Raw genomic sequence first — 22,839 nt, 5'->3', positions numbered from 1 at the left:
TTCCAGTTAGAAAAACACTCTGTAGCGCCCGTCACACCGGCGTGCTGAGTGGGGCCAATGTTGTCCCTCCCATACGCACGATCAGGAGGAAGGACGTCTCCAATGACCCAAACTCGTCACAGCCCCAGCTGGTCCGTTCCGGACCAGCCCACGGCCGCCACGTCACCCTTCAGCAGGTTCGCCGCGATTCCGGCCGCTGCCGGACTTTACAACCCGGAGAATGAGAAGGACGCCTGCGGCCTGGCCATCATCGCCACGCTCCGCGGCGAGCCTGGCTATGACATCGTCGACGCCGCCCTGACCGCCCTGCGCAACCTCGAGCACCGCGGTGCCGTCGGAGCCGATGAAGGTACCGGCGACGGCGCCGGCCTCCTCATGCAGGTCCCGGACGAATTCTTCCGCGCAGTCACCGACTTCGAACTTCCGGCCCCCGGCCAGTACGTCGTGGGAACCGCGTTCCTGCCCGCCGAGCAGCGCGAATCCGACGCCGCCCGCGCCGGCATCGAAGGCCTCGCCGCGGACGAGGGACTGACCGTTCTCGGCTGGCGCGAAGTCCCCATCGTCGCCGACCTCGTCGGCGCCATGGCCCGGGCCTGCATGCCGCACTTCTCGCAGCCCTTCTTCGCCTCCAGCACCGGCGAAACCCTCGAGCGCAACGAGCTCGATTCCCGCGCCTGGCGGATCCGCAAGCGCGCCCAGAACAAGTTCGGCGTGTACTTCCCGTCGCTGTCCTCCCGGACCATCGTCTACAAGGGCATGCTCACCACCGCCCAGCTGGAGCCGTTCTACCCGGACCTCTCGGACAAGCGCTTCAAGACCAAGCTCGCGATCGTCCACTCGCGCTTCTCCACCAACACCTTCCCGTCCTGGCCCCTGGCGCAGCCCTTCCGCACCATCGCACACAACGGCGAAATCAACACCGTCAAGGGCAACCGCAACTGGATGCGGGCACGGCAGTCGCAGCTCTCCAGCCCGTTGCTGGGGGACTCGCCGGAAGAGCTGTTCCCCATCTGCACCCCGGGCGCCTCCGACTCGGCGTCCTTCGATGAGGTGGCGGAGCTGCTCTGGCTCTCCGGCCGGCCCATCACGCACTCGATCATGATGATGATCCCGGAGGCCTGGGAAAACCACGCCACCATGGATCCGGCACGCCGCGCCTTCTACGAATACCACTCCATGCTCATGGAGCCGTGGGACGGCCCCGCGGCCGTTTCGTTCACGGACGGCAACCTGGTCGGTGCCACCCTGGACCGCAACGGCCTGCGCCCGGGACGGTACTGGATCACCGAAGACGGGCTCGTCGTCTTCGCCTCCGAAGTCGGCGTGATCGACGTCGAACCTTCCAAAGTGGTCAAGAAGGGGCGCGTCTCCCCGGGCAAGATGTTCCTGGTGGACACCGGGTCCGGCCGGATCATCGACGACGCCGAGGTCAAGGCCGAGGTCGCCGCCGCGAACCCGTGGGCCGAGTGGCTCAAGGACAACCTGATCGACCTCAAGGACCTCCCCGAGCGCGAGCACGTGGTCCACACCGCCGCCTCGGTCAACATCCGCCAGCGGACCTTCGGCTACACCACCGAGGAACTGAAGATCCTGCTCGGCCCCATGGCCCGCACCGGCGCCGAGCCGCTCGGCGCCATGGGCTCGGACACGCCCGTGGCCGTGCTGTCCAAGCGGCCCCGGCTGCTCTTCGACTACTTCGTGCAGTCCTTCGCCCAGGTCACCAACCCGCCGCTGGACGCCATCCGCGAAGAGCTCGTCACGTCCCTGATGTGCGCGATCGGCCCGAACGGGAACCTGCTTGACACCAAGCAGGTCCGCCAGCCGCAGGTCGCGCTGCCGTTCCCAGTGATCAACAACGACCAGCTCGCCAAGATCGCGAACATCGAGAGCGCCGACGGCGACAGGGTCGCCATGAAGGTCCGCGGACTGTACCGCCCCGAAGGCGGCGAGCACGCCCTCCGCGCCCGGCTGACCGAGATCTGCGAGCAGGTCTCCGGCGCCATCAACCGCGGCGTCCAGTACGTCGTGCTCTCGGACCGCGACTCGAACGCCCAGTGGGCGCCGATCCCGTCCCTGCTGCTGGTCAGCGCCGTGCACCACCACCTGCTGCGCAGCGCCAACCGCACCAAGACCGCGCTCGTGGTGGAGGCCGGCGACGTCCGCGAGACGCATCACGTCGCCGTGCTGATCGGCTACGGCGCCTCCGCCGTGAACCCGTACCTGGCCATGGAATCCGTGGAACAGCTCATCGCCACAGGCGACGTCGTGGGGGTCACCCCGCATGATGGCGTCTACAACCTGATCAAGGGCCTCGGCAAGGGCGTCCTGAAGATCATGTCCAAGATGGGCATCTCCACCGTGGCCTCCTACACCGGTGCCCAGACCTTCGAAGCCCTCGGCCTCGGCCAGGAACTCGTGGACGAGTACTTCTCCGGCACGCACTCCCAGCTCGGCGGCGTCGGCCTCGATGTCATTGCCGCCGAGGTCCTGGCCCGGCACCGCATGGCCTACCCCGAGAACGGCATCGAACTGCCGCACCAGCCCCTGCTGGGCGGCGGCGAGTACCAGTGGCGCCGCGACGGAGAACCCCACCTGTTCAACCCCGAGACCGTCTTCCGGCTGCAGCACGCCACACGTGAACGCCGCTATGACATCTTCAAGGCCTACACCCGGGGCGTGGACGACCAGTCCGAGAACCTCATGACCCTGCGCGGGCTCCTGAAGTTCAAGGCCGGCCTGCGTCCCGCCGTGCCGCTGGAGGAAGTGGAGCCTGTCTCCAGCATCGTCAAGCGGTTCTCTACCGGCGCCATGAGCTACGGCTCCATCTCGCAGGAGGCCCACGAGACCCTCGCGATCGCCATGAACCGGCTGGGCGGCAAGTCCAACACCGGTGAAGGCGGCGAGGACGTGGACCGCCTGCTCGATCCCACCCGCCGGTCCGCGGTCAAGCAGATCGCCTCGGGCCGATTCGGCGTCACGAGCCTGTACCTATCCAACGCCGATGACATCCAGATCAAGATGGCGCAGGGTGCCAAGCCCGGCGAGGGCGGCCAGCTGATGGCGCAGAAGGTCTACCCCTGGGTGGCCCGCACGCGGCACTCCACACCCGGCGTCGGCCTCATCTCGCCGCCCCCGCACCACGACATCTACTCCATCGAGGACCTCGCGCAGCTGATCTATGACGCCAAGCGCGCCAACCCCTCGGCCCGCGTGCACGTCAAGCTTGTCTCCGAGGTCGGAATCGGCACCGTGGCGGCCGGCGTGACCAAGGCGAAGGCCGACGTCGTCCTGGTTTCCGGGCACGACGGCGGTACCGGCGCCTCTCCGCTGAACTCGCTCAAGCACGCCGGTGTCCCCTGGGAGCTCGGCCTCGCCGAGACCCAGCAGACGCTCATGCTCAACGGCCTGCGCGACCGTGTAGTGGTACAGGTGGATGGCCAGCTCAAAACCGGCCGCGACGTTGTGATCGCCGCGCTGCTTGGCGGCGAGGAGTTTGGTTTCGCCACCGCTCCGCTGGTGGTCTCCGGCTGCATCATGATGCGCGTCTGCCACCTGGACACCTGCCCGGTGGGCGTCGCGACCCAGAACCCCGAGCTGCGCTCCCGGTTCAACGGCAAGCCGGAATTCGTGGTCAACTTCTTCGAATTCCTCGCCGAGGAGGTCCGCGAAATCCTCGCGGAACTGGGTTTCCGCAGCATCGAGGAGGCGATCGGCCATGCCGAAATGCTCGACTCCCGTGAAGCGATCAGCCACTGGAAGGCCGAAGGGCTGGACCTGGATCCGATCCTGCACGGCCTTGAGTTCGACGACGACGCGCCGCTGCGCAACCTCACCGGCCAGAACCACGAGCTGGACAAGCACTTCGACCAGCGCCTGATCGCCATGGCAGCCGAAGCCCTCAGCGACCGCACCCCGGTGAAGATCTCGGTGAACGTCATCAACACGGACCGCTCCGTCGGCACCATGCTGGGCCACGTCGTCACCAAGACCTTCAGCACCGACGTGCTGGCCACGGACACCATTGACATCACGCTCACTGGCACCGCGGGCCAGTCCCTCGGCGCGTTCCTGCCCGCCGGTATCACGCTGCGCATGTTCGGCGACTCCAACGACTACGTCGGCAAGGGACTTTCCGGCGGCCGCATCATTGTCCGGCCGGACCGCACCAACGTTTTCCCGGCCGAGCGCAACGTCATTGCCGGCAACGTGATCGGCTACGGCGCCACGAGCGGCGAGATGTTCCTGCGCGGCCAGGTGGGCGAACGCTTCCTGGTCCGCAACTCCGGCGCCACCGCGGTGGCCGAGGGCATCGGGGACCACGGCTGCGAGTACATGACTGGCGGCCAGACGCTCATCATCGGCCGCACCGGCCGAAACTTCGGCGCCGGCATGTCCGGGGGCACAGCCTATGTGCTGGACCTCCAGACCGAACGCGTCAACAAGCAGGCCCTCGAGTCCGGCGAGCTGCAGCTGCGCGAGCTCGACGCCGAGGACCGCGACATCGTCCACGGGCTGCTCGTCAAGCACGTCGAGGAAACCGAGTCACTGCTCGGGGCACGCCTTCTCGAAAACTTCGATGACACCGCAGCCCGCATAACCAAGGTGCTGCCGCGCGACTACGCGGCCGTCCTGCAAACCCGTCTTGACGCCATCGAAGAGGGCCTGGACCCCGACGGCGAAGAAGTTTGGTCTCGAATCCTGGAGGTGACCGGTGGCTGATCCACGCGGATTTCTGAAAGTACGTCAGCGTGAAACCCAGCCGCGCCGTCCCGTTCCCGTCCGCATCATGGACTGGAAAGAGGTCTACGAAGCCCAGGAGAAGGGTGTCCTGAAGAGCCAGGCCGGCCGCTGCATGGACTGCGGCGTGCCGTTCTGCCACCAGGGCTGCCCGCTGGGCAACCTCATCCCGGAATGGAACGACCTCATCTGGCGGGACAAGGGCGAGGAAGCGATGGAGCGGCTGCACGCCACCAACAACTTCCCCGAGTGGACCGGCCGGCTGTGCCCGGCCCCCTGCGAGGCCTCCTGCGTGCTGGGCATCAACCAGCCCGCAGTGACCATCAAGCAGGTCGAGGTCTCGATCGTGGACCAGGCCTTCGAGAACGGCTGGGTCAACCCGCTGCCCCCGGCGCGACTGACCGGCAAGACGGTCGCCGTCGTCGGCTCCGGCCCCGCCGGGCTCGCCGTCGCCCAGCAGCTGACCCGCGTGGGCCACACCGTGGCCGTCTACGAGCGCGACGACAAGATCGGCGGGCTCCTGCGCTACGGGATCCCCGACTTCAAGATGGAAAAAGAGCAGGTGGACCGCCGGCTGGAGCAGATGAAGGCCGAAGGCACCCGCTTCCGCACCGGCGTGGCAGTCGGCACCGACGTGACGTGGGAGCAGCTGCGCCGCCGGTACGACGCCGTCGTGATCGCCACCGGCGCCACCGTCCCGCGTGATCTGCCGATCCCGGGCCGGGAGCTCGAGGGCGTCCACTTCGCCATGGACTACCTCGTGCCGGCCAACCGCGTTGTGGCGGGGGAGACCGTGGAGAACCAGATCAACGCCGCGGGCAAGCACGTCGTCATCCTCGGCGGCGGGGATACCGGCGCGGACTGCCTCGGCACCGCGCACCGGCACCAGGCCGCCTCCGTGACCACCCTGGCGATCGGCAAGCAGCCGCCGCTCGAACGTGCCGGGCACCAGCCATGGCCGACGTTCCCCACTCTGTTCGAGGTCGCCAGCGCCCATGAGGAAGGCGGCGAACGCACGTACCTCGCCTCCACCGTGGAGTTCGTCGGGGAAAACGGCAAGCTCACGGGCGTCAAGGTGGCCGAGACGGAATTCGTGGACGGCAAGCGCCTCCCGAAGGCCGGCACCGAGCGGATCATTCCGGCGGACCTCGTCTTCCTGTCCCTGGGCTTCACCGGCGCCGAGCCGGCCGGGATCACCGACCAGGTCCAGGCCGACTTCGACGGCCGCGGCAACGTGGCCCGCGACGGCTACTACATGACCAACACCGAGGGCATCTTCGTGGCCGGCGACGCCGGCCGCGGCCAGTCACTCATCGTCTGGGCCATCGCCGAAGGGCGCGCCTGCGCCGCGGCGGTGGACAAGTTCCTGATGGGCAGCACCATCCTGCCGGCACCCGTAGCGCCGACCGACCGGGCGATGGCTGTTTTGTAGTCCGGCAGGACACTGGTTCTGCAGGTCATCCGGGATTCATCCTCGCTTCAACTTCATCCATGCAACAGACCACTAGGGTAGGTATATGAGACGCGCTAAAATCGTGGCCACGTTCGGACCGGCAATCGCAAGCTTCGAGAACACGCTTGCCGTGCTGGAAGCCGGCGTCGACGTGGCACGCATGAACATGAGCCACGGCGATTACTCCGTGCACGACAACACCTACGAGAACGTCCGCAAGGCAGCGGCACAGCTCGGCAAGGCCGTGGCCATCATGGCCGACCTGCAGGGCCCCAAGATCCGCCTGGGCCGCTTCGTTGATGGACCGCACCTGCTGGAGGTCGGTGACACGTTCACCATCACCACGGAGGACGTTCCCGGCACCAAGGACATCTGCTCCACGACGCTCAAGAGCCTCACCGAGGACGTCAACCCCGGTGACGCCCTGCTGATCGACGACGGCAAGGTCGCCCTCCGCGCGATCGACGTCGACGCCGTCAAAGTTGTTGCCCAGGTGATTGTTGGCGGCTGGGTCTCCAACAACAAGGGCATCAACCTGCCCGGCGTTGCGGTCAACGTCCCGGCGCTGAGCGAAAAGGACGAGGACGATCTGCGCTGGGCCATGCGCCGCGGCGTGGACATGGTTGCCCTGTCCTTCGTCCGGGACGCCTCGGACATCACCCGCGTCCACGAGATCATGGACGAAGAAGGCCGCCGCGTGCCGGTGATCGCCAAGATCGAGAAGCCGCAGGCCGTCGAGCAGCTGCACGAGATCATCGACGCCTTCGACGCCATCATGGTGGCCCGTGGCGACCTCGGTGTGGAACTTCCCCTCGAGGAAGTGCCGATCGTGCAGAAGCGCGCCATCGAACTGGCACGCCGCTGGGCCAAGCCGGTCATCGTGGCAACCCAGGTCCTCGAGTCCATGATTGAGAACCCGCGCCCGACCCGCGCCGAGGCCTCCGACTGCGCCAACGCGGTGCTCGACGGCGCCGACGCGGTCATGCTCTCGGGCGAGACCAGCGTGGGCAAGTACCCGATCGAGACCGTTAAGACCATGGCCCGGATCATCGAGTCCACCGAAGAGCACGGCCTGGAGCGCGTTCCCCCGCTGGGCACCAAGCCCAAGACCCGCGGCGGTGCCATCACCCGGGCCGCCGTCGAGATCGCCGACCAGCTGGAAGCAAAGTACATCTGTACCTTCACCCAGTCCGGTGACTCGGCACGCCGCCTCTCGCGACTGCGCCCCATCAAGCCGGTCTTCGCCTTCACCCCGGTGGAGCACGTCTGGAACCAGCTCGCACTGACCTGGGGCATCCAGCCGGTCCTGGTCCCGATGGTGGGCCACACCGACGAGATGACGGCGCAGGTTGACCGCAGCCTGCTGGAGCTGGACGTCGTCGAGGACGGCGACCTGGTGGTCATCGCCGCCGGTTCGCCTCCCGGAAAGGCCGGTTCGACGAACCTGCTGAAGGTCCACAAGGTGGGCGACCTCGCCGACATCGGCGCCCAGGGCGAAGCAGCCGTGGCCAAGGACAAGGTCGGCCCGTGGCCGGAAAAGAAGAAGAAGAACCGGGCCCAGGCCTAGTTCTGAAAGCTTGAACGCAAAAGGGAGGATCCCCGCCGGTTGGCGGGGATCCTCCCTTTTGCTCTTGTTGCTTCGGAGCTGGCGCGCTATCGTGCTTGCGCCCTTTGGTGCCGGGTGGTGGCTAGTTGACCTGGTTGATGATGGTCTCGGCGACCTCGCGCATGCTCAGGCGGCGGTCCATCGAGGTCTTCTGGATCCAGCGGAAGGCTTCCGGCTCCGTCAGGCCCATCTTGGTGGTCAGGAGGCTCTTGGCGCGCTCCACGAGCTTGCGGGTGGCGAACTGCTCCTGCAGGTCGGTGACCTCGCTCTCGAGGGCCTTGATCTCCTCGTGGCGGGACAGCGCGATCTCCAGCGCCGGGATGAGGTCCGCCGGGGTGAAGGGCTTGACCACGTACGCCATGGCGCCGGCGTCGCGGGCCCGCTCCACCAGTTCCTTCTGGCTGAAGGCGGTGAGCAGGACCACGGGGGCGATCCGGGCCTTGACGATCTTTTCTGCGGCCGAGATGCCGTCCATGACGGGCATCTTGACGTCCATCAGGACCAGGTCGGGCTTGAGCTCCTCGGCAAGCTGCACGGCCTTCTCGCCGTTGTCCGCCTCGCCGACGACGTCGTAGCCTTCGCCGCGCAGGATCTCGATGATGTCCAGGCGGATGAGGGTCTCATCCTCGGCGACAACAACGCGGCGCGCCGGCTGGGAATTGGGGGATGACTCCGTCTGTTCTGACACGGGAACTCCTTGGAAAGGTACGGCGGGAACTCCACCATCATAGGTTTTGTCCGCCAATGTACTTGGACCGGTTTGGTTCGATGCGGCGTCACTGGCGCGATTCTGGAATTCAGCCTATCTGCATGTAGAGTAATTTCGCGCACTGGAAGCGATCGCGTTGCTCACAGCACAGTGGTTGAGTGATTGTTACACCGGTGTACTCCGCGCCCGAGTGGCGGAATTGGCAGACGCGCCGCACTCAAAATGCGGTATCGAAAGGTGTGTGGGTTCGAGTCCCACCTCGGGCACTGTGTTTCCGCAGGTCAGCGGCCTGTTTTATCTTTGGGTGTTGACAAAACCGCCCAAAGTGTTGACAGCGGCGTACCGTTTTTAGTGTGGCCAGCATTCGAAAGCGCATCAAAAAGGACGGAACAGCGTCCTACATGGTGTTGTGGCGGGACCCGAAGAGCCGCGAGCAGCAGGGCCTGACCGTCGCCACTCTCGTCGAAGCTGAAACCCTGAAGAGGCTTCTGGACGCCAACGGACAATCCTTCGAGATTGCGCAGCACGCCATCCTCTCCAACGAGAAGCGCACACCGACCGTTGCTGAGGTCATCCAGGAGCACATCGACCTCCTGATCCGTCCGTCGAGCGGAACCATTAAGACGTACCAAACCATGCTGGACCTCCACATTCGGAACGTCATCGGCCAAGTCCCGGTGGACAAACTCGATTACCGGCTGATCGCCCATTGGGTGAAGTCGATGATGGCCAAGGGCAAGGCGCCGAAGACCATCCACAACGTCCACGGTCTGATTTCGGCGGCGATGAACACCGCGGAGATGCTTGGGTATATCTCCCGCAATCCCTGCCGCGGTGTGCAGCTGCCTGGTATTGAGAAGGCCGAGGATGAAGCGATGTTCCTGACCCATGCCGAGTTCAGCCTCATCATGGAGGGGATGGGGGAGCGGTACAAAGCTTTCACCAACTTTCTGGTCATGACGGGCACTCGATTCGGAGAAGCCACTGCGTTGACTGTGGCGGACGTCGACCTGCTCTCCAAACCGCCCACCGCCCGGATCAACAAGGCATGGAAACGGGACGGGCAGAACCAGTTCTACATTGGTGCGACAAAAACCGGTGCCGGTAAGCGCACCATCGGGCTCAATCCGGCGCTCGTGGAGCTGCTGATCCCGCTGGTCGCCAGCAGGCCGGGAAAAGAACTTGTGTTCACGACTCCCAAGGGTGGGCGAATCATTCACAAGCTCTATTGGGACGACTACTGGGTCCCTGCCGTTCGCACGGCCCAAGCAATCGGTTTAACTAAGAACCCACGAATTCACGACCTCCGCCATACTCACGCCTCCTGGCTGATCCAAGACGGCGTGCCCTTGTTCACCATCTCGCGCCGGCTGGGGCACGCCTCTACAAGGACTACTGAGCAGGTCTACGGGCACTTGATGCCCGAGGCGCTGCAGGCCGGTGCTGACGCCACTGAGCGCTCTGTGACAGCCTTTCTACGGTGATTGTGAGTGCTCTACGTGGGGCGTGGCGGATGTCCGTCCCGTGGAACATTTACTGGCATTTCCGGTCATGTCGATTGGCCTCCACGAGGCCATGAAAGTGGAAAGTAACGCCTTCCATTTGGAGATCCCGTGGAGATCGAATTTTTTGAGCCCGCCGAAGCAGCCGCGCTGATGCGCTGCACAGAGTCATGGCTCCGCGACGGCGCCACCAGCGGACGCTTCCCCCACGCATGCTGGGGAAAGGGAAAGATCATTTTCACTTCCGAACACATCCTGGAAATCGCGAAGTTGAGTGAGATCCTCCCCGGCAGCAGTGGGTCCCCGATCTCTGTCAGTCGGCCGGCGGCAAAGGAGCGGCTCATCGGTACCCGTTCGAAAGTGAGACTGGCCGCCGCGAATTGAACAAGGGTGACGTATCCCTTCCGGGCCACGGTTTGAACGGTTGAGCCAGGGAGTGGCACCCGAAGCAGACTTCCCCAGATTACTGAGGGCGAGGACGCGTGGCGGGCACCACGGACACCGTTACCTCGGCAGACGGTGGCCGAAGCTAGCATGGATCGAGAGGCGGCATAGAGCCTAGACCGTGGCGATCCACCACATCCGGACGTAGTCACTCGGCAATCTGGGCCTTGTGCTTAGGCTGTGGCGCAGGCCGCTACAAGGGAGATCTCTTGGATCTAAGGGTGATTTCGCAATCACCGGCGATGATCTGAGGAAGCTCGTGATCAAGAAAACCCTGCTGACGGATTGGCTTCAGACCGCCGGGCTATTCGTGTGCGCTGGGCAATTGAGTAGTGCATATGAAGGGGTGCGGCCAGAAGGCGGATATGAAGAGCGAGCCCACGGTTATTTCTTCTGCGGCAGCCATGGATGCAGCGATCGGATGGCTGCCAAGCTTACAGGTTGAGCCAAGTGCTACTGTTCGAACCAATGAATAGGGGGCTGAGTTGGGGAAAAGGGTAGCTAAACCTGGGCTAAAGGTTCTGGATCTGGTCACGTCTGACCAGGGCTCAAAGGACCTATGGCAGGGCCGTGCCCAAGTGTTCGTGAAATCGCCGCGCAAGGCCGGGCATGCTTTGATCTTGCATGAATTCCTAGCGGCTCGGCTCGCCAACTCCCTTGGCATACCAGTCCCTTTTGGCGAAGTGTCCGACATTATGAATGGTCGTGAGGCGTGGACAACCGCCGTTGCAGGGCGGACGGGGAAGTTCTACGGACCCCCCGACCTCAGGGAGGTCTACTCCAGAGAGCCCCACATCATGGCGGGCGTAGCCGTGTTCGACGTCTGGATATACAACCCTGACAGGGTGTCGGAGAATCTCGTCTGGCACCCCAGCGTCGGTCTTTGGGCAATTGACCACGAGGGGGCATTCCTCGGCGAGCATCGGAGTGACCCGGCCGAACTCAAAGAACTTGCGGAGCAGGGCTTCCTGTACCCGGGCCGCAAGACGATCGATTTCAAGCCGGAAGACTGTGCTGCCTGGACGAAGCTCATTTCAAGGCAGGGCACAGCCATCGCTGCTCACGCACTGGACATCTGCCACACTCGAGCGTTGTTGACGCTCGACGCTAAAGCTCACTACTTAGATTTCCTCGAGCGGCGGGCCAAAAACATAGCGAAGCTAGTGGAGTACAGCCTGGAGCTAACGGCTCACCCGGAATCTTTCCCCCTTCCAGGGGGCGCGTACACAGAGCCTATGCATTAGAATGTATGTTCGATTACGCTGTGTCACTAACAAATAGTTGGAGGTGTTTCCCCTGCACGCAGAATGGTTCCTCATTCAATACACGCACGACCTGCGGCGTCACGAGCCCCGGAATGTCGGAGTAGCCGTGAACTCTCCGGCGGGGTGGCATCTCCAGTTCATCGGTGAACGTCCGGACGGGCGCTTTGACGGTCATAAGTTGAAGAGCTTTAAGCTGGAGCGAGAGTACTTTGAATCTTGGGTGAAGTACTACCGGCGTCAGGCGGAATCAGACGCCTGGGAGGACGCGCTGACTCTCCAACAACGGCGACCGCATAACTTCGCCATATCGTCCGGCGGCGTGCAGTTCGAGACTGAGACGAATTGGCAAGCTTTCACAGCCCGCCTATTCGGAGAACTTGTAGGCGACCCTGCCCCCAAGCCCGGCGACGACTTCGATAGCCGGGTAAGGAGGCTCTTTCGTTCTGCGAATATTACGCCGCAGGAGAACGTGGAGATGGAGGGACTTTGGACACCCGGCGGCCCGGTCCATCGGATCAGGTTTGACTTCGGCGTTCAGCAAGGGCGGGGCGGTATCATCGAGAAGGTTCCCCTTAGGGACAACCCCGTATTCAGCTTCAAAGGCAGGCGAGATGCCGTCCAGTTGCGAGATCCGAGAACCAAATTCATAGCCATAAGCGAATGGACGGGTAGTGAAAGCGAAGACAAGATGGATGCGCTGCTACACCCGCTGGAAGAAATCGCCCAAACGATAAACCTTGAGGACAGCACTGCTGCAGATCAACTCCTAGAGGCGCTGGCTCTGTGACCGAGGCTTGCGGCGTCGCTGCTGGTCCAGGGTTTCGTTAGGTGTTTCATGCATCCGGCATTCCGCGAAGGCTTGCCCCCACCAGCCCTTCGCAGGTGCCCGATGACGTTCCCGACGGACCATCGATGTTGGCAGTATTTTGAACAGGCAACTTCGACGGGAACCCTGCAACGAGAACCAATCGTCGTCTCGGGCAACCGAGAGGTGCTGCTCCTAAACGCATCACTCATGATGGCGTCATAATGCACGTTTCTTCTCTTGGGCCGTTGAATAGCAAATTGTTAATCTCATCTGTCTGCCTTGGCTCTGGACATGTCCAGAGCCGAGGCGTTCAATTGAAGCTGTGGCGTCTGACGCGCCGCGGTAGTTGCCGTAAAGGCAGCCACGCTTGCTGTCCGCTGCAAGGAGGGAGCGGTATGGACCGGCAAACATCGCAAGAACCGGCGCCAGCGCAGATTGCTACGGATGCCTTTCTATCGCTGCGGCTACCAAGCCGGCTGACTCTGGCTGGACTCATCGGGATCGTGGCAGCCCTACGCCGGCGTCGTATCGAGATCGAAGCCACGACGATCCTCAACGGCACGTCCGTCTGCGGACTGTGGCTGTCGACGGATACTAGGGAAATCATTCTGCACGCCGTTTCGGACTCAGCGCTCCACAGGCAGCAATTCATCCTTCATGAGCTTGGACATATGATCCTGCGCCACGATGAGTTGGGCATTTCCTCGGAGTATGCCGACAGCCTCTTCCCAAATCTTGACGGCGAGATGGTGTCACGGGCTTTGGCCCGAAGTAGCTTCGTTGACGAACTGGAGGCCGCCGCTGAGAGTCTCGCCGATCTTCTTGCCGGCGCTATCCGCGACAGCACCATGGAGCCAAGATCATTTGAACAGGTTTTCGGGTGATCCAGACAGTCGCCGCTGCGGTCATCTGGGGCCTCGTTCTATGCCTCCTGCCGGGCGCCCGCACCAGAAAAGACCACAGCATTCTCGTGGCCGCGGTAGCGATCGGAACCGCGCTTTCCTTGAATGTCGACCCGATATATATCGCGGGTGATCGAGCCCTCGGTGGCCATAACCTCCTGGATCTTTTCGCGAACATCTTGATGGTCGTGGGAATCTACTTCCTTTCCCAGGCGATCCTCCGGGCCGCAGAGCTAAACGATGTACCTGTGCGCAGTGACCGTCCTGGCCTCCTGATTCTGGGTCTAGTCTCCGGGGCGCTGGTCTTTGCCTTCCTCTGCATCGAAGCACCGGCCTCCTCAACGAAATTCATGTTGGACTACGGTGACCAGCCTGCTGCCGCTCTCTATTCCGCCATCCAGTTTGTCTACATCGGGGTGGTCGTCGGCGTGACCGGATACGTGTGCATTAGATTCCGACGGCGGATGGCCACGTCTCACTTTCGAGTCGCCTTCACCCTCATTGGCGTTGGGTGCTCCCTGGCTCTCGTCGTCGTGTTTGCGGTCTTGGGAATGGACGTCGCCCATCTTCTGGGACAGCAGTCAACGATGGAGCAGTTGGCCGCCGTTTACGACATGAGTTTTGTCGGGGCGATGGTGTTCCTCTGTGCTGGGCTGGCCCTGCCACCGGTCGCCCGTCGGATCGTGCGACGAGCACAACTGAGGACACAAGCTGGCTTACTGGAAAACCTCACGTATATCTGGGAAATAACGACGGCGACCCGCAAGGATGGACGCCTGGCGGCACCCGCTGCAGCCATCGAGCGGGGTGATCCTGAGACGCGAAGACTTCATCGGATGCTTGTCGAAATTGAAGATGCTCTCCTGATGGATCCGGCCGCTGCTAAGTTTCTGGATGAAGCTGATTTCCAAACGTTGGCTCGAACAGAGGATTACCTCGCATCCAGTCAAGGCGTACAGGATGGTCGAGTAGGTCTGGGACGACGGGGGAGGAAGAAGGATCCTAGTGACAGATGATGCCGCGGCACCCTCTGAATTGCCGCAGGCGAGGCTCGCCCGCAAGATAAATCTGTTGCTGGATCTGTATGAGATCCGAGGGGGAGGGCCTTTGTCTTACAAGGAAATCAGTCGAGACATGGTTGAACGGGGCACCCCGTTGTCACGGTCAAGGTGGGCCTACATGCGAAGCGGTGATAGCTCCCTGGCTATGGAAAAGGAGCTGCTCCAGAATCTCGCGACATTCTTCGGCGTGGATCGCCGGTACCTTCTTGATGACTCAACAGAGGTACCCGAGCTGGTGGAAGCTCAGCTCAGCCTCCTGAAATCGATGCGCGAGGCGCGGGTTAGGAACTTTGCGGCCAGGCAATTGCAGGATTTATCACCTGAAACGCTCGCGCGACTTCGGGATGTCATCGACGAGCATGTCAGGAGCAGGGATGAGGAGTCCTAGAGTGCTGGGCCCCCTAACCATTGGAGCGGTAAGTGCGGCCGCAATAACGTTCCTGGGTGCTGCTTACTTTGCGCGCCGGGTGGTGGTGCCGACGACTACGCGCCGGGAGGATCTTCCCATAAGGCAAGTCTTCGTAGGACAAGACGGATCCCTGAGGATCGAACTGCCGGCGACGCCATTGACGAGAGCGCCCGGCCGATACAGCTTTTGGTTTGGCAATGGCAGGGGCCATGCCTGCATCGGGGCCGTCGTAGACGAAGAGACGAACGACGGGACAGTGACGCGGCTCGTCGAGCGCGTTGACTCCGGCGACCTACACGCTGCCAGAGCCGGCATCTGGAGCGGATACGCCTACTCCAAACCAGAGCAACTCGGCCTGCCGTTTGAGGAAGTGAAGATAAAGGTCGATAACGGCATGGCACCCGCATGGAAATTCACGCCCACGACGGGTGGTCCGGCGGCTTCGACATGGGCTATCCACGCCCACGGAATGGGCGGGAAACGCGCTGGTGCCCTGCGCGGCGTTCCTGTTGCCAGCAGGCTCGGTCTGACGTCGCTGGTCGTATCATTCCGCAACGACGGCGAAGCGCCGCCGTCGAACGATTCCCGGTACTCTTTGGGCCAGAACGAGTGGTTGGATCTCGAAGCGGCCATCCAGTTCGCCGTGGACCACGGCGCTCTACGGCTCGTTTTGTTCGGATGGTCGCTTGGCGGTTCCATGGCGCTGCGTGCCGCGAATCTTTCTGCCCATTCAGATCGGATCATTGGCTTGGTGCTGGTGGCTCCCGTCCTGGATTGGGCTGAGACGTTGACGTTCAACGGGAGCGCCAGTGGGCTGCCGGAAACTGTGGCCAGGGTCGGGCTGAAAATGTTGGGCGCGAAAGCAGGACGCTGGGTCACGGGCCTCGAACAACCTCTTGACCTTCTCACGCTGGATTGGGTAGCCCGCGCCGATGACCTCAAGACGCCAACGCTCATACTGCATGGGATCGAGGACAAATCGACGCCGGTGGAAGTCTCGGAGCGTTTGGCAGAGCTGCGGCCCGACCTCGTCCAATTGGTTCGATTCGAAGTTCCAGGTCATTCACTTGAGTGGAACGCCGATACAGAGAGGTGGGAGTCCTCGGTAACGCGGTTCCTGAAGTCGCTGCCCGCTGACTGAAACGTGGCCGCAAAGTCCGCAAGCTGTCTCTCGATCTGATCCGTCCGTGCCCTGTACGTTCCCGACCCCACGCTGATCATGCCCGCCTCGCACAGAAGAGTGAGCTGTTTGCGGACAGAGGAATCAGACAAGTTTAGGGCTGCAGCGACCTCAGAGCAGGTGGCCTGGCCATGTGTGATCAAATAGCGAATGAGGCGGCTTCGCGTCCGGTTCATCAAGATGTTCGCCATGGAGACCACAATCAGGTGACGAGGAAACCTCTTTAACCCGCTGTAGACGGGTCTACAGCAAGACGATACGCTCATCTACATACCGATGGAAGAACGGAGCCCCACATATTGCGTGGGGAGTTATCCGTAGCAATACTGGGCAACAATCAGTAGCTCACTGGCGATAGCCAGGTCAGGTCTGGGGGTGAAACGTGTCCGGAGATGGGGAAGGTCTCAACGGCGCGGAAAGCTCGCCACAGGCCGACCTTGCACGCCGTTTGAACCTACTGCTCGACGTCGTCGTTGCCGAGCGAGGACAACCCGTCACGTTCCGCGAAGTCCAGGAAAAACTGGCGGAGAAGGGGATCAAGCTTTCCAGAGCGCGCTGGTTCTACATGAAGGACGGCACGGGCAGGCTGGTGAGCGACCCGGTACTACTAGCCGCCTTATGCGAAATCTTCAACGTGGATCCCGCTTATCTTGTGGGTAGCGAGGCCTCAGATCTGCCCCAACGCATTGATTCGCAGCTTGAGTTTGTGAAATCTCTCCGTGCTGCGAAGGTGAAGACGTTTGCGGCCCGCACCCTTGGTGACGTGTCGCCGGAGACGCTTCGGGCGATCACGGAGTACCTGAACAAGGACATCAGCCGCCGTCCGGAAGGGGAGAGGGCCGCGGCCAGTCCACCGTCGGATGCAGATGAGGCGCCGGAGCGGGCAGACTAAACGTCTGGCACATCTTTCCAAGGCACTGCGACTACTGTTCCAGCAGGTACTTAAGGTGAGCGTCCAGCAGTTCCTTGATTCGGACAGGGTTCGCGGAATATCGGGGTGACCGTCCGTGCCTACGTCCAGGCTCGACGTCGACGATCACCACTCCTGCCTCTTCGAGCGCGGCCAGGTGCTTTGCCACGCTGGGATCGCCCGCGCTGACAGCGGCGACGATATCCCCCCGAGTTGCAGGCCCACTAGAAGTGAGGAACCGAAGAATTTCGTTTCGCGCTCGGTTGCCGAAGGTTGCGACGGCAGCTTCGACGTCGGCCGACCAGGCGGCGTCGTGAGGCTGCGTAATTCTCGGCATAAGGTCATTCTTCCCGAAGGTGGCGCAAAAAGTAAGAACAGCACTCTTGACGATACTTTAATTATCTTCGACAATAATTCCTGTAGCTTCTTCTGATCGTTGTTGGATCTCCGCATCCACTAACTGGGTTGGCATTATGTGCGACTCTGCGAACTACTCGATCTGAACAGTCAGAGCGGTGAAGCCATGGAAATTGAAGCCAAGGCGTATCAATCTACTAAGGGCTCAGACACGGTCGTTGATGTCGATGTCTCTTTGCACAGCTCACCTCCGCCTGGAGAACCCGGCATCCCCATCGATCGGATCCTGGTCGCGGTTGATGGTGTGCATCGTTACGTCGTTTCCCGCCTCGCGCGAATCGGGCGATCCTGCGATGTGGATGACGTCATGCAGGACATCCGAGTCGCCGTGTGGGACGGGGTCGCGAGGGGTCGCTACCGGGAGTTGCCCGGCATCCCCTTTGAAGCGTGGGTTCAGGGTGTTTGTAGCAAAATCTGCGCTGCCCATATCCGGCGCGAGCTCAGCCATCAAACGTTGCCGTTGCTGGTTGACTTCACGACGACGGAAAGCTCACCCGAGCTCCTCGCTGTCATAGGTGCTGGAGCGGTGGCAGACGGCGTTGAAAACTATGTTGATCAGGCCTGGGCGCAAGCCATGCTGGGCATGGTCCAGCGCAGCGTCAGCGAGGAAACCTGGAAGCTTGCAGTTTCCAGTCTCACTGGGCCGAGGCATTACGGACCTCCGTCGCCCCAGGACCGGCGTCGATGGCACGCCGTAACTGTCGTTCGCCACACGGCCAAAACAATCAACACAGCATTGAACTGTCACCCCGAACCCGGATTGGGCGTCGATGATCTCTGCCGATGCGCTGCGAACTGCCTTCCCACAAACGTTCTCCGGAGCGTCGCGGAGACGATAGTTCGTCCAGGACTGCGAGGACCGGATAGGTCCGTGCAGATGGCAGCTCTGGCCAGTGAACTCGGCGTCACTGAGAGGTACATCGCGGTAAATATCGGCTTTGCCCGGCAGTTGTACCGGGCAGCTTGGCGGGTGCTTCAGCACGAAGTGAACAGACCGGCTCTGTAGGTCATGGCTTCAGACATTGGGGTTGGGCGATGAATTGGTTCCGTAGAGCTGGCCGCCGGCAGTGGTTCGCTGGGGGACTGATGGTCCTGCTCATGTTTGGCGGAATCTTCATACTTTGGCCTGCCGATGGACCCAGCGGGAAGGTCGCGCCAGCGATGTCCGCAACCGCGCCGCCAACGGCGAACCCTTCTGGCACTTCCTCGGCACGTGGGGAGCCCTCCGCAGTTCCTGGTGAGGCCGCCATAACGGCGGAGGCAACGCGTGATGATTTGCCGCGTACCCGCGATTACCGGGCGCTCGCTGTAGCCGCAGCCCAGGGACTCTTCTCCTGGGACAGTCGATCGTCGTCGTACTCGGACGTATACGCCAAGGTGCGGTCTTGGTGGGAGCTGCTGCCTGATGGATCCAATCCTTTATCTGTACTGGTTAGGGAGTTTGAGGGAACTGGCGTGACAGCGGGTACGTTCACGACCCTGGCAGGTCAGTCTGCTCGCCGAAGCGGCACCGCAGAGTCCCTGCGTTGCGATCTCGAGTTGGCCAAAGTCCAGGAATATCCGGCCCCGTGGGAAGGCCTTCACGTTTGCACGGTGACGGTGCAAGTTGTGGACGAGTCAAGTACCGGGAGAAATGCCTATTCCGCACCAGTCACAGTGATGGTCAACTGTCCTCCCGCCGTCACCGCTCCATCTGAGCGCTGCGCCATGGTTGGCTTCTACGCGACCGCAGAGAGAATCGTCTACTAATGGTTGCTCTGGCAGCCGTAGCGGGGCTTACGCGGCGACGGGCACTGCTGAAGGTCGTATCGGCGGCCGCTTCCATCGCTTTGTTTGTTGGCGCTGTGGCATTTGCCGGAGGCGTGGCCGCGATAACTGGTATGGCGCGTCAACCCGCAGTTGCTTGTACACCAGAGGGCACCGACATGACCACTGCGTCTAACGTGACTGGCGCTGGCTTGGAAGTTCGGAACGCTGGGCGCTTGCTCTACGAGCTGACGCCGCGGCAGGAGAGCGTTGCACGGACATACATTACGGTCGGCAAGCAGCTTGGAATACCGCGCTCCGGGCAGATCGTCGCCATCATGATGGCGCTGCAGGAGTCAAGTCTGCGCATGCTCGCGAACCCCAGCGTGCCCACTTCCCTGAACTTCCCGAATGACGGCGTTGGACGTGACCATGACTCGGTCGGTTCAGCCCAGCAGCGTCCGGCGGCGGGCTGGGGGACAGTGGAGCAGCTGATGGATGCCTCCTATAACGCGCGTGCCTTCTACGGCGGTCCATCGGGACCGAATCGCGGCAGCCCTCGGGGACTGCTGGACATTCCCGGTTGGCAGGCCCTAGACAAAGGTCTGGCTGCTCAAGCCGTTCAGGTGTCTGCTTTCCCTGAACTGTATGCGCGTTGGGAGCCGGCGGCCACGGCAATCGTTGCTGCACTGGAGGCTGGTACTTCTCCGGCCTCCTGTTCCACGTCTCCGCCAGGGCCGCCGTCTGCTGGATCTTCACGCAACTTGAGCCAGCTGCGTCAGGACATACTGAGGTTCACGCAGGATGGCCTGGGCGGGCGATACGTATGGGGCGGTACTGCCTTCAAAGCCTGGGATTGCTCCGGGTATGTGCAGTGGATCTACAGGCAAGCCGGAATCGAGCTGCCGCGAGTTGAACAATGGCGCATTGGCGTCCGAACAGAGGATCCTCAACCAGGAGACCTCGTGGTTCAAAATCCGCAGGGACCCGACAACTGGGGCCATGTCGGCATTTACGCCGGCGACGGCATGATGTGGAGTGCTCTGAACCCGGCGGTAGGGACACTGCTGCATCCCGTGGGGTGGAATCCCGGCTCGGCCTATTTTGACCTGTTAGGGCGCTGAGGGCGCACGTCGGGTTCGATGGTCAAACGGAGCGCCCGGGCCAGAGGCGTGCTCAGCGAACAAGGAATATCCCGGTTAGAAACCCACCTCCCTACGGTTCCGGCGAAAGATATGGGGTGGGTATCGCAGCCCTGCCGGGTCGCATGCCGGAGCAAAGCGGCTGTTCAAGGGACTTTTGGTACCCATCCCGGAGTAAAGAGTTGGTGCGGACTGTCACGATCTTCCGCCCGTGCCTATGCAGCGCGGGGGAGAGGGGTTCGCGACTCCATACGAACCTGGTGGTCAACGCGAATGCACGTGGCTAAGTTCCTAGCTGGGAGCCGCTCAATGCCAGTTCTGGCCGTCCCAGCAGCGGCAATCCTCGTGCTCCTAGAGTGCATTTCCTACTGGTTTTCTAACCGTGCTGCACCGCAATCGACAATGACTGGCGGAAGTTGGGGATGGGCGTCCAGTTCTAATGCGCCGTGTGCCTAAGCCGAGCGGCCGCTGTCCTGGCCCAAAACCGTGTCTTTGTCTTCATTGCACAGTCCCTTCGAAGATTTTCGGACCGCCGATGGCATCAAGGGCCTGACGCATGCGGGTTTGGCTCTCTATCAGCCAATCGACCATTTCGGGCCAGCGTGCGGTGTCGGTGACGTCGTATTCCGCAGGCCCATCGACGATCTTGGCTGCTTTCCGACCGTCCCTCCGGTCCCATTCCACGGTGCGGCCGAGGGCGCCTTCAAATATGTCCCGTTGCGCCAGCGCTGCTTCGAAGCGCTGGGAGTTGATGGTCGCATCTGGGTCTTCGAAGTAGAACTGCGTGATCAAACCTGCACGCGTAAATGCCATCGAGAGCACTACACCGCGTGCTCCGGTGGAAGTGTTGGCCCAGCTTTGCGTGCTCCGGCGACCGCGGGTCCATGTCGGGTGCTGGTTACGGATTCGCTCGAGTGCGAGCGCCCAGAACTCTGCGTAGATGGCTGCTTTGCCGCCTGCCTCAGACGACGCCGATGTCGCGCGGCGCACCTGCTTCTCCCAGTCGTTCGGCTGTGCGGCCAACTCAAAGCTCGGGGCTGGCTCCGAACCACCGATCCGCACCACTTTGATGACCACGCCGAAGAATCGAGTGTTCTCATCAGTCCGCTCGTTCAGCCAGTCGATTGCCGCTCGATGCTCCGGCCGGAATCCGGTTGTGAGCCAAATGATCGTTGTTGGGTCGGTTCCGGCGGCATAGGTAAGGATCTGGCCCAAGTGGGTATGGTCTGAGAATTCCAACTGGTTCTCGACGATGACAACGTCGCCGGTTGCTTCGTCATACCCCTTCAGATCGAGACTGAAGTCGCCGACTGGATGTTCGGCCGCTTCCAAGATGAGCTCCATCCCCAGCAGTTCATTCAGAACGTCAACATTCTGAAGCAGCCATGGCGTGAAGTGATGTGCCTCGTGCGGCCACACTTCACGCGGCTGGACGTGAACAATGCGCCCAAGCTGCGCCAAAGAGTTCACCATCACGCAACCTCTTCCATAGAGGCGATGGATTTCTTCATGGATTCCCCCATTGGAAAAGTTGAATGATGCATCGAGAATCATATGCCCGTGCAAGTGCCTGCCCAGCACATGACGTTCTGCTGCCACCCGAGTACCTGATGGCCGGGAGCAGACCCGGCCCAGACGCGAGAGATTTGGCGCCGGCTCCAGGGCGTTGGGCGCCTTGTTATGGCCCAGCTCCGACAAAAAAACCAGTCCTTTCCAGAGCTGCCCAATCAGCTTGCTTCGTAGTCTCGGCCGCCGCCGCACACAGAACTCCTGGGTTTCCCGGTGCCCGTCATGGCCGCGCTTAGGATGGTGGGGTGAGCGACGAATCCGCGCAGTATCGCTTCCTGGCCGTCGAGCAGGCCGCCGAAGAGCTCAACGTGAAGTTGAGCCTGATTCGGGGCCTGATCAAAGCCGGGCAGCTGCGCGCCAACCAGATCGGCGGAAGGGGCTTGTGGCGCATCGGCCGCCCAAGAGATCGCCGACCAGATGCCGGACCTAGAAGACCACACCTGGGATGTTGCGCCAATTCAGCTTTCTCCTTATGCAGTCGGACGGTACGTCGCTCGCCATATATATCTTGACGAAGGCGGAGTAGCTAAGGGCAGTCTCAATTTCCACGGCGACACCATGGCCGAAGCCCTCGCCCTGCTCTGGCTGAAATTGCAGGAGGGGAAGTAGTGCCTCTCTGCGGTTGCTGTCCAAATGGCATTCACGTGGGAGACCCGGACTACCCCCTATATCGGGGGCGGAGTCTTAGTCGAAAGTACTACCGGACAATGGCGCGAATGAAGTCTCGGGGAACGTGGGAGGCACGGCGAACAGGCCAAGCGCCGGTACCTAGCGGCGAATTACCCCCAACACCAGGCCAATCAGCCACAACCAGCACCGCCGACATTACGTGAGTATTTGAAGGTTTGGAAGCCACTCGATATTGCCTTCCGGGGCCAGTGATATTGCCGGTGGGGGCCAGCGGGCGGGGTTGTGGGGGCCACTGGCCCCCACCGACGTTTTCTTACTGCTTCATGGTGGCGTGTTGGCGCATGTTGTG

General features: G+C 62.1%; 19 protein-coding genes and 1 tRNA gene. 16 read left to right on the top strand and 4 right to left on the bottom strand.

Annotated features, from left to right (window positions below):
• Positions 1-102 precede the first annotated feature (102 nt).
• The 3 genes from gltB to pyk all read left to right on the top strand — a co-directional run bounded on the left by gltB (position 103) and on the right by pyk (position 7,757).
• The gene (gene gltB, locus AC1DDO_RS22635; protein ID WP_476869089.1) at positions 103-4,719 is read left to right on the top strand and encodes a glutamate synthase large subunit; all 4,617 of its coding nucleotides are present in this window, start codon (positions 103-105) and stop codon (positions 4,717-4,719) included.
• Positions 4,712-6,169, top strand: a complete 1,458-nt coding sequence (locus AC1DDO_RS22630; RefSeq protein ID WP_476972813.1) for a glutamate synthase subunit beta — start codon at positions 4,712-4,714, stop codon at positions 6,167-6,169. The genes gltB and AC1DDO_RS22630 overlap by 8 nt, the downstream gene beginning before the upstream one ends.
• Before the next feature lie 85 nt (positions 6,170-6,254).
• Positions 6,255-7,757 carry a pyruvate kinase gene (pyk, locus tag AC1DDO_RS22625; protein WP_476972812.1) on the top strand — a complete coding sequence of 501 codons (1,503 nt, stop codon included), beginning with the start codon at positions 6,255-6,257 and terminating at the stop codon, positions 7,755-7,757.
• A 121-nt stretch (positions 7,758-7,878) separates the two neighbouring features.
• Here the strand turns inward: pyk and AC1DDO_RS22620 are convergent, their stop codons facing one another.
• On the bottom strand, positions 7,879-8,484 hold the full coding sequence (locus AC1DDO_RS22620) for an ANTAR domain-containing response regulator (RefSeq protein ID WP_476972811.1): 606 nt from the start codon (positions 8,482-8,484) through the stop codon (positions 7,879-7,881).
• 205 nt (positions 8,485-8,689) lie between these two features.
• On the opposite strand from AC1DDO_RS22620, the gene AC1DDO_RS22615 reads away from it, so the two are divergent.
• The 10 genes from AC1DDO_RS22615 (at position 8,690) to AC1DDO_RS22570 (ending at position 16,037) form a co-directional block, all read left to right on the top strand.
• Positions 8,690-8,771 (top strand) — tRNA-Leu (locus tag AC1DDO_RS22615).
• Positions 8,772-8,858: 87 nt separating this feature from the next.
• The gene (locus AC1DDO_RS22610; RefSeq protein WP_476964504.1) at positions 8,859-9,989 is read left to right on the top strand and encodes a tyrosine-type recombinase/integrase; all 1,131 of its coding nucleotides are present in this window, start codon (positions 8,859-8,861) and stop codon (positions 9,987-9,989) included.
• Between the two features lie 129 nt (positions 9,990-10,118).
• Positions 10,119-10,391 carry a hypothetical protein gene (locus AC1DDO_RS22605; RefSeq protein WP_476964505.1) on the top strand — a complete coding sequence of 91 codons (273 nt, stop codon included), beginning with the start codon at positions 10,119-10,121 and terminating at the stop codon, positions 10,389-10,391.
• 319 nt (positions 10,392-10,710) lie between these two features.
• Positions 10,711-10,896 (top strand): hypothetical protein, encoded by a 186-nt coding sequence (locus tag AC1DDO_RS22600; protein WP_476972810.1) that lies wholly within the window; start codon positions 10,711-10,713, stop codon positions 10,894-10,896.
• 238 nt (positions 10,897-11,134) lie between these two features.
• A complete protein-coding gene (locus AC1DDO_RS22595) occupies positions 11,135-11,695 on the top strand; it encodes a hypothetical protein (RefSeq protein ID WP_476972809.1) in 561 nt (186 codons plus the stop codon).
• Between the two features lie 127 nt (positions 11,696-11,822).
• The gene (locus AC1DDO_RS22590) at positions 11,823-12,503 is read left to right on the top strand and encodes a hypothetical protein (RefSeq protein WP_476964508.1); all 681 of its coding nucleotides are present in this window, start codon (positions 11,823-11,825) and stop codon (positions 12,501-12,503) included.
• 416 nt (positions 12,504-12,919) lie between these two features.
• Entirely contained in the window at positions 12,920-13,408 is a 489-nt protein-coding gene (locus AC1DDO_RS22585) for a hypothetical protein (protein WP_476964509.1), read from the top strand.
• Complete coding sequence (locus AC1DDO_RS22580; RefSeq protein ID WP_476964510.1) at positions 13,405-14,442, top strand: hypothetical protein; 1,038 nt, start codon at positions 13,405-13,407, stop codon at positions 14,440-14,442. The genes AC1DDO_RS22585 and AC1DDO_RS22580 overlap by 4 nt, the downstream gene beginning before the upstream one ends.
• A complete protein-coding gene (locus AC1DDO_RS22575; RefSeq protein WP_476964511.1) occupies positions 14,432-14,875 on the top strand; it encodes a hypothetical protein in 444 nt (147 codons plus the stop codon). The genes AC1DDO_RS22580 and AC1DDO_RS22575 overlap by 11 nt, the downstream gene beginning before the upstream one ends.
• A gap of 277 nt (positions 14,876-15,152) precedes the next feature.
• Positions 15,153-16,037, top strand: a complete 885-nt coding sequence (locus tag AC1DDO_RS22570) for an alpha/beta hydrolase family protein (protein WP_476972808.1) — start codon at positions 15,153-15,155, stop codon at positions 16,035-16,037.
• Here the strand turns inward: AC1DDO_RS22570 and AC1DDO_RS22565 are convergent.
• On the bottom strand, positions 15,956-16,252 hold the full coding sequence (locus tag AC1DDO_RS22565) for a helix-turn-helix domain-containing protein (protein ID WP_476972818.1): 297 nt from the start codon (positions 16,250-16,252) through the stop codon (positions 15,956-15,958). The two genes, AC1DDO_RS22570 and AC1DDO_RS22565, sit on opposite strands and share 82 nt — an antisense overlap.
• Positions 16,253-16,458: 206 nt before the next feature.
• Between AC1DDO_RS22565 and AC1DDO_RS22560 the strand changes: the two genes are divergently transcribed.
• Entirely contained in the window at positions 16,459-16,968 is a 510-nt protein-coding gene (locus AC1DDO_RS22560) for a hypothetical protein (RefSeq protein WP_476972807.1), read from the top strand.
• Between the two features lie 31 nt (positions 16,969-16,999).
• Here AC1DDO_RS22560 and AC1DDO_RS22555 read toward each other — a convergent pair whose 3' ends face one another.
• Positions 17,000-17,323 (bottom strand): ArsR/SmtB family transcription factor, encoded by a 324-nt coding sequence (locus AC1DDO_RS22555; protein ID WP_476964515.1) that lies wholly within the window; start codon positions 17,321-17,323, stop codon positions 17,000-17,002.
• A 186-nt stretch (positions 17,324-17,509) separates the two neighbouring features.
• Between AC1DDO_RS22555 and AC1DDO_RS22550 the strand changes: the two genes are divergently transcribed.
• Positions 17,510-18,409: an RNA polymerase sigma factor gene (locus AC1DDO_RS22550; protein ID WP_476964516.1), complete on the top strand. Its 900-nt coding sequence runs from the start codon at positions 17,510-17,512 to the stop codon at positions 18,407-18,409.
• Between the two features lie 976 nt (positions 18,410-19,385).
• Positions 19,386-20,273, top strand: coding sequence for a C40 family peptidase (locus AC1DDO_RS22545; protein ID WP_476964517.1), 888 nt, complete (start codon positions 19,386-19,388; stop codon positions 20,271-20,273).
• Positions 20,274-20,789: 516 nt separating this feature from the next.
• On the opposite strand, the gene AC1DDO_RS22540 is transcribed toward AC1DDO_RS22545, so the two are convergent.
• Positions 20,790-21,890 (bottom strand): DUF4268 domain-containing protein, encoded by a 1,101-nt coding sequence (locus AC1DDO_RS22540; protein WP_476964518.1) that lies wholly within the window; start codon positions 21,888-21,890, stop codon positions 20,790-20,792.
• Positions 21,891-22,839: the final 949 nt, after the last annotated feature.

Source organism: Arthrobacter sp. 10N43 (assembly GCF_056394525.1).
Note: the sequence above shows the minus strand (reverse complement) of the source record. Positions and strands in the feature narration are given on the sequence as shown.

Coding starts and splice junctions, on each gene's coding strand:
- gltB (WP_476869089.1), top strand. CDS start 103: ATGACCCAAACTCGTCACAGCCCCAGCTGGTCCGTTCCGGACCAGCCC.
- pyk (WP_476972812.1), top strand. CDS start 6,255: ATGAGACGCGCTAAAATCGTGGCCACGTTCGGACCGGCAATCGCAAGC.
- AC1DDO_RS22585 (WP_476964509.1), top strand. CDS start 12,920: ATGGACCGGCAAACATCGCAAGAACCGGCGCCAGCGCAGATTGCTACG.
- AC1DDO_RS22565 (WP_476972818.1), bottom strand. CDS start 16,252: ATGAACCGGACGCGAAGCCGCCTCATTCGCTATTTGATCACACATGGC.
- AC1DDO_RS22555 (WP_476964515.1), bottom strand. CDS start 17,323: ATGCCGAGAATTACGCAGCCTCACGACGCCGCCTGGTCGGCCGACGTC.
- AC1DDO_RS22550 (WP_476964516.1), top strand. CDS start 17,510: ATGGAAATTGAAGCCAAGGCGTATCAATCTACTAAGGGCTCAGACACG.